The sequence below is a fragment of the Sphingobacterium sp. UBA7253 genome (assembly GCF_002472745.1).
GTDB lineage: Bacteria > Bacteroidota > Bacteroidia > Sphingobacteriales > Sphingobacteriaceae > Sphingobacterium > Sphingobacterium siyangense.
Genome location: NZ_DKSP01000007.1, coordinates 1 through 6235 on the forward strand (window position 1 = coordinate 1; position 6235 = coordinate 6235).

A 6235-nucleotide genomic window follows, 5' to 3' on the forward strand; every position below is an offset into this window, starting at 1 on the left:
CTTGCTTGCTTGCTTGCTTGCAGTGATCAACACATTTAGTTGGCCAGCCACACAAAAAGTAGAATAAGCCATTGCGCAAGAATACATAGCCAAAATGGTTTGCTACTTGGTTCTGTTAAGATTTCGAGTACCTGGATAAACTTCGATCGTACGATCGCATAAAAGCTATCGTTTTTGTCTAAATCGAGGGCATCAAATCTCACTTTATTCAGACCAAAAATGACAATTCGTCGCACCCAAGGGCTCTCGATTTTATTATTTTTCACGTCATTGATCAATTTAAGTTTTGCAAAAGAATAATCAGCGACATTTTGTATTACATCGGGCTGATTCGATTGAAAAATTAATAATACTTTATCAAATGCCGGAAGAATGAGATCATCCTGCCTTTCTTCTACAACAAGACTTGCAATCTTTGAAAATACATATTTGTTGCTAAAAATAAAAAGTAGTACAGGTAGCAGGATCAGTCCAATCAGCCAAATGAATTTAGCTGCGGCTTGCGCAGGACTGACCGTCAAAAAGAAAGCTTCATGACTAGCCTTAAACTGAAAACTGCCAACCACCAAATACAGTAAAGTCGAAACAATAGCCAGCAAATAATATTTGACTAAGGTTTTCGTCCCCAATACGCTTAATTTTTTTAAATACGATAACTGTGTTTTCATCCTGCTATAATTAATTACGCTAATTTAACATTATTCACCAAACATTGATCCATAGGTTTAATTCCCGATCGCTTTCATTTTAAATTCGCCAGGAAAAAATTTTTATTCGTTGATCCACGTTAGCTCCACCCCCAGCTATTCCGTTACAAATAATTTATAAAAAATTTGCGTAGCCAAATAACTACACTTATATTAGTAGTCAAATAAATCAATATGAACTTAAGACGAGATGTTTTCCAAGCTATAGCAGACCCAACCAGAAGAGCGATCTTACTTCTTCTAGCCTCACAAGCCATGACTGCTGGTGCAATTGCAGCCAATTTCAATACGGCAAGACCGACCGTTTCAAAACATTTGCAAATATTGACGGAATGTGAATTATTAAAGTTTCAACAAAATGGACGCGAGATATATTATCAACTCAACCCATCGAAGATGAAAGAAATTGCGGATTTTATTGAACCTTTCCGTCAAATGTGGGATGACAGATTCAATAAATTGGAAACTATTATGCAAAACTACAAGAACAAATAATATGGAGTCAAAAACTAACGTCCAGGCGGAGGATAATAAACAGGAGATTATCATTACAAGGGAATTCGATTTGCCTGTTGAACTGCTCTTCAAAGCATACGAGGATTCCGAAATTTTCGAACAGTGGATGGGAACTAAAGTCCTGAAATTGGAAAATAAAAAGCATGGCTCCTATGCATTTGAAACTTCGCACAATGGCCAGGTCATGTTCAAAGCAAATGGAACGATACATGAATTCCTCCCCAATCAACGCATCACACGGACTTTTGAAATGGAAAACAGCACATTTCCCGTACAGTTGGAATATTTAACATTTGAAAAAATAAGTGCAGAACGCAGCAGGCTTCACATCCATATAATATTTCAGTCGGTCGCATTTCGGAACCAGCTGTTACAGATGCCTTTTGCGCGAGGAATCAATATGGCGCACAACAGATTACAAGAAATTCTTGCTAAACTTACCTAAAGCACTACATGATGAATCTAAAAATTGAACATTTTTTTGAAAATGCGACAAGATGGAATGAAGAATTCAATCTGTTGAGAGAAATTGTCCGTGGCAATAAAACACTGCAAGAGGATTATAAATGGATGCATCCTTGTTATACATTTGAAGGTAAAAATGTCGTATTGATACACGGGTTTAAAGAATACTGTGCGCTGCTATTCCATAAAGGTGCATTATTAAAAGATCCCAAAAATATACTGATCCAGCAAACCGAAAATGTTCAGTCAGCCAGACAGCTTAGATTCACCTCTATTGAGCAGATAGAATCATTGCGAGAAGTGATATCGACATATATTCAGGAGGCCATCGAAATTGAAAAATCAGGCAAGAAAGTTGACATGCGAAAAGCTGCCGATTACCCTGTAGCGGAAGAATTTAAGCGCGCCTTACTTGAAGACCCTTTACTTCAAAAAGCTTTTCAATCCCTTACACCAGGTCGACAAAAAGGGTATCTATTCTACTTTAACCAGGCAAAACAAGAGAAAACACGTGAGGCGAGAATCGAAAAATATTACCAGCATATTCTAGATGGAAAAGGTATCGATGACTAACATATTTATTACAGTTTATCCATTATATATTTGTCTATAAAGAGTAGATTTGTCTACAATCAAATAGACAGAACCAGACCAAGACGAACGATTATAACTATTATTGCAATCCGATATAGTCAATTCGTCGACTAATATATAGCTGAATTCACATGAATAAAAAATTTGTATTGCTCATCTGCGGCCTATTGCCCATTTTTTCACAAGCACAGAAAAAGAACAACGCAACACAACGCCCCAATATCGTCTTTATCCTAACGGACGATTTCACAGCCCAAGCATGGGGCGTATATGGCGGTATTTTAAAAGATTTTGTCAAAAATCCGAATATTGAAAAATTAGCCAGTCAGGGGGCGGTACTCAATAATACATTCTGTACCAATTCAATTTGCACCCCTAGCCGTGCAAGCATACTGACAGGACAGTACAGTAATAAAAACCAAGTCTACACACTGGAAGATGCGTTGGATCCCGATAAGGAAAATATCGCCAAGGATCTGCATAATGCGGGCTACCAAACTGCTGTGTTTGGGAAATGGCATCTAAAAAAAAGGCCAAGTGGATTTGACGATTTTAAAGTTCTTCCTGGACACGGTGTTTATCATAACCCGACTTACCTCTCTAAAGACAACTGGAATGATAAGGAAGAGGCCGGTACACCTTACGAAGGCTATGTAGATGATATCACCACAACGATGAGTCTGGATTGGTTAAAATCACGCAACCCCGATAAACCCTTCTTCTTAATGTGTCATTACAAAGCGACGCATGAACCCTTTGATTTTGCCGAGCGATTCAAAGATTACTACAAAGATGTGGAGTTTCCTTATCCCCCAACATTTTTGGATTCAGGAGCAATCACAACTGGACGCTCTTTTGAAGGGCAGCCCTTGGAGGAGCTTGGCCACCGTTATGAGCAAGCTTCGGTAGGCCCTTTTTGGACGTCTTATCCTGAGCTTCCGTTTTCAACAAAAGGAATGGACCCTTTGGAAGCCCGCAAAAAGATCTACCAAAAGTTCCTCAAAGATTATCTGCGTTGCGTCGCTGGAATCGATGATAATCTAGGGAAAATTATGCGCTATCTTACAGCGGCAAATTTGGACGAAAATACCGTTGTGATCCTGGCTTCCGACCAAGGATACTTCTTAGGAGAACACAATTTTATGGATAAACGATTGATGTACGAAGAATCACTGCGCATGCCTTTTGTGATCAGCTACCCCAAAGAAATCAAAGCTGGTAGTCGATTAGACGACATGATTCTAAATATCGATTTCGCTGCACTATTTGCAGACTATGCCGGCATCAAAAAACCCGCCTACATCCAAGGCGAAAGCTTCCGGAATAACCTCAAAGGAAATACATCCAAAGCATGGCGGTCTGCCATGTATTACCGTTACTGGCAACATGCACCAATACGCCCGGCGCATCTTGGAGTCCGTGATGAACGCTACAAACTGATCTATTTCTATGGACAGCCATTAGAAATGACGGGCAGCGACTCCAAAACAACAGCTCCTGCTTGGGAATTCTATGACCTGCAGCAAGATCCCATGGAAACACACAATGCCATTCTAGACAAAAAATATGTCAAAGAAATTGCCAGGTTGAAGAAAAAGTTGGCTAAACTTAAAGCTGAAGCGGGCGATGATGATGCAACAAGGGCAGCTTTTCAGCAGGTTCTCAAACAAGAATACTTAATCGTTAAATAATTAAATGCAAACGATGGATTTGAAGTATATATTTTCTTTTATATCATTCTTATTTACCCTTGGAGCTTCAGCAGCTTCTATTACGGATGAGAATAAACCAGCTCCACCCCCAAACATCATTATAATTTTAATGGATGATATGGGCTATGCCGACCCAGTCTGCTATGGTGGTGGCCCTTACCAAACGCCAAATATCGATAAACTCGCAGCACAAGGTCTTCGTTTCACCGATTTTTATGCCGCGCAGCCAATCTGTACAGCTTCCCGAAGTGCCCTATTAACTGGCTGCTACCCTACGCGAATTGGCATTAGCGGCGCGATTGACCATAATGCCAAATTTGCACTTAACCCCGATGAACAAACGATCGCCGAACTATTGAAAAGCAAGGGATATAAAACCGGTATGGTCGGAAAATGGCATCTTGGACATAAAGAGCCTTACCTTCCCCTTCAAAATGGCTTTGACGAGTTCTATGGACTTCCCTACTCCAATGATATGTGGGCCTACGATTATGAAGGAAAAAAATGGCAAGATTCAACTTTTTGGCGGGCCCAATACCCCCCACTTCCTTTAGTAAAAGGCAACAAAACAGTTAAAATTATCGATTCTTTTGATGGTCAGGATCAATTGACCACCGATTATACAAACCGAGCGGTCTCTTTTATCAAACGTAATAAAAATAACCCCTTCTTTCTCTATTTAGCCCATGCCATGGTACATGTCCCACTTGGCGTTTCCGAAAAATTTAAAGGCAAAAGCGGTGCCGGTATGTTTGGGGACGTTATGGAAGAAGTAGACTGGTCCGTAGGCGAAGTGATGAAGACGTTGGAACAAAATCATCTGCTCGAAAACACTATTGTTATTTTCACGAGTGACAATGGTCCATGGCTCACGTTTGGAAACCACGCCGGTTCGACAGGAGGGCTCAGAGAGGGTAAAGCAACTATATTTGATGGTGGATTAAAAGTACCTTGCATTATAAGCTGGCCCGGTCATGTTAAACCCGCAACTGTAAGTAACCAGCTTTTGACCAATATGGACTTACTACCAACGATTGTCAATATTACCCAGGCAGTCAAGCCAACAAAGAAAATCGATGGGATTGATTTTACAGAGCTTCTATTGGGTAATACCCAAAGTACTCCACGAGATGAACTCGCTTATTATCATAATAAAAACAATTTGAAAGCAATCCGAAAAGGAAAATGGAAGCTTGTTTTTCCTGCTGAAACCGAAACATACGAAGCATCTGCAACCATAGGCGGCGATCGGTATCCAGGAAAATATGCTACAGTAAAAGTCCCCTTGGCATTATATAATCTTGCAATTGATCCCGGTGAAGATAGAGACCTAAAAGATCAATATCCCGAAATTGTCAAACAACTCCAACAGGTAGCAGATAAATATCGTCGCACGTTGGGTGACGGATTAAATAACATGGAAGGGACTGAAATACGTCCGGCAGCACAATTATAGTGCAAAAAAAGGGATCCAACACGACACATTTGGATCCCTTTTTTCTTAAACTGATCTGTTAAACAGCAGTATAACCACCATCAACTAGGTAATACCCACCGGTCATAAAAGACGATTTATCCGAACTTAGAAAAAGAACCAGCTCAGCGACTTCCTCTGCCTTTCCCAAACGTCCAATGGGGTGTTTACTGATTAACGCATTGATATGCTCTTTATCCAACTTAGCCAATAACGGTGTATCAATATAACCAGGTCCAACCGCATTACAACGAATATTTTTTTGACCATATTCTGCGCCGATGTTCTTTGTCAGTCCCACTACAGCATGTTTGGCTGAAGTATAAGCACTTGACATAGGTGCAGCCACGGTACCATGAATGGAAGCCATATTGACAATAACACCGCCTCCATTCCTCTCCATGGCTTCTATTTGATATTTACATCCATAAAATACGCCATTGAAATTAATATCAATTACTTTTTTCCATCCATCGAGACTGTAATCTCCCGTTAGTGCAGCCTCTCCACCAATACCAGCATTATTGCATGCAATATCAAGCCGGCCAAATGTCTTGACAGCGTAACCAACCAAGGCCTCATTGTCAGCGGGAGATGAGCTATCTGCTTTGAAAAACACAGCTTCTCCTCCTAGAGATTCAATTTGTTTTACGGTTTCATTCCCCGCTTGCTCGTTGATATCCGAGACAACGACTTTTGCACCTTCTTTACCATAAGCCAATGCAACTGCCAGTCCGATCCCCGAACCCGCCCCTGTTACTAAAGCT

General features: G+C 40.5%; 7 protein-coding genes. 5 read left to right on the plus strand and 2 right to left on the minus strand.

Annotated features, from left to right (window positions below):
- Positions 1 to 35: 35 nt before the first annotated feature.
- Positions 36 to 668, minus strand: coding sequence for a hypothetical protein (locus tag B2X72_RS00420; RefSeq protein ID WP_286848005.1), 633 nt, complete (start codon positions 666 to 668; stop codon positions 36 to 38).
- A gap of 213 nt (positions 669 to 881) precedes the next feature.
- Here B2X72_RS00420 and B2X72_RS00425 point away from each other — a divergent pair, with 213 nt between their 5' ends.
- The 5 genes from B2X72_RS00425 (at position 882) to B2X72_RS00445 (ending at position 5450) form a co-directional block, all read left to right on the plus strand.
- Positions 882 to 1202: an ArsR/SmtB family transcription factor gene (locus tag B2X72_RS00425; protein WP_286834878.1), complete on the plus strand. Its 321-nt coding sequence runs from the start codon at positions 882 to 884 to the stop codon at positions 1200 to 1202.
- Position 1203: 1 nt separating this feature from the next.
- On the plus strand, positions 1204 to 1668 hold the full coding sequence (locus B2X72_RS00430; protein ID WP_286848006.1) for an SRPBCC domain-containing protein: 465 nt from the start codon (positions 1204 to 1206) through the stop codon (positions 1666 to 1668).
- 8 nt (positions 1669 to 1676) lie between these two features.
- The gene (locus B2X72_RS00435; protein ID WP_286848008.1) at positions 1677 to 2261 is read left to right on the plus strand and encodes a YdeI/OmpD-associated family protein; all 585 of its coding nucleotides are present in this window, start codon (positions 1677 to 1679) and stop codon (positions 2259 to 2261) included.
- A 152-nt stretch (positions 2262 to 2413) separates the two neighbouring features.
- Positions 2414 to 3973 (plus strand): sulfatase family protein, encoded by a 1560-nt coding sequence (locus B2X72_RS00440; RefSeq protein ID WP_286848010.1) that lies wholly within the window; start codon positions 2414 to 2416, stop codon positions 3971 to 3973.
- A 13-nt stretch (positions 3974 to 3986) separates the two neighbouring features.
- Positions 3987 to 5450, plus strand: coding sequence for a sulfatase family protein (locus B2X72_RS00445; protein WP_286848012.1), 1464 nt, complete (start codon positions 3987 to 3989; stop codon positions 5448 to 5450).
- Between the two features lie 58 nt (positions 5451 to 5508).
- On the opposite strand, the gene B2X72_RS00450 is transcribed toward B2X72_RS00445, so the two are convergent.
- Positions 5509 to 6235 (minus strand): SDR family NAD(P)-dependent oxidoreductase (locus B2X72_RS00450; protein WP_286848014.1); only part of this gene is annotated, 727 nt, incomplete at its 5' end.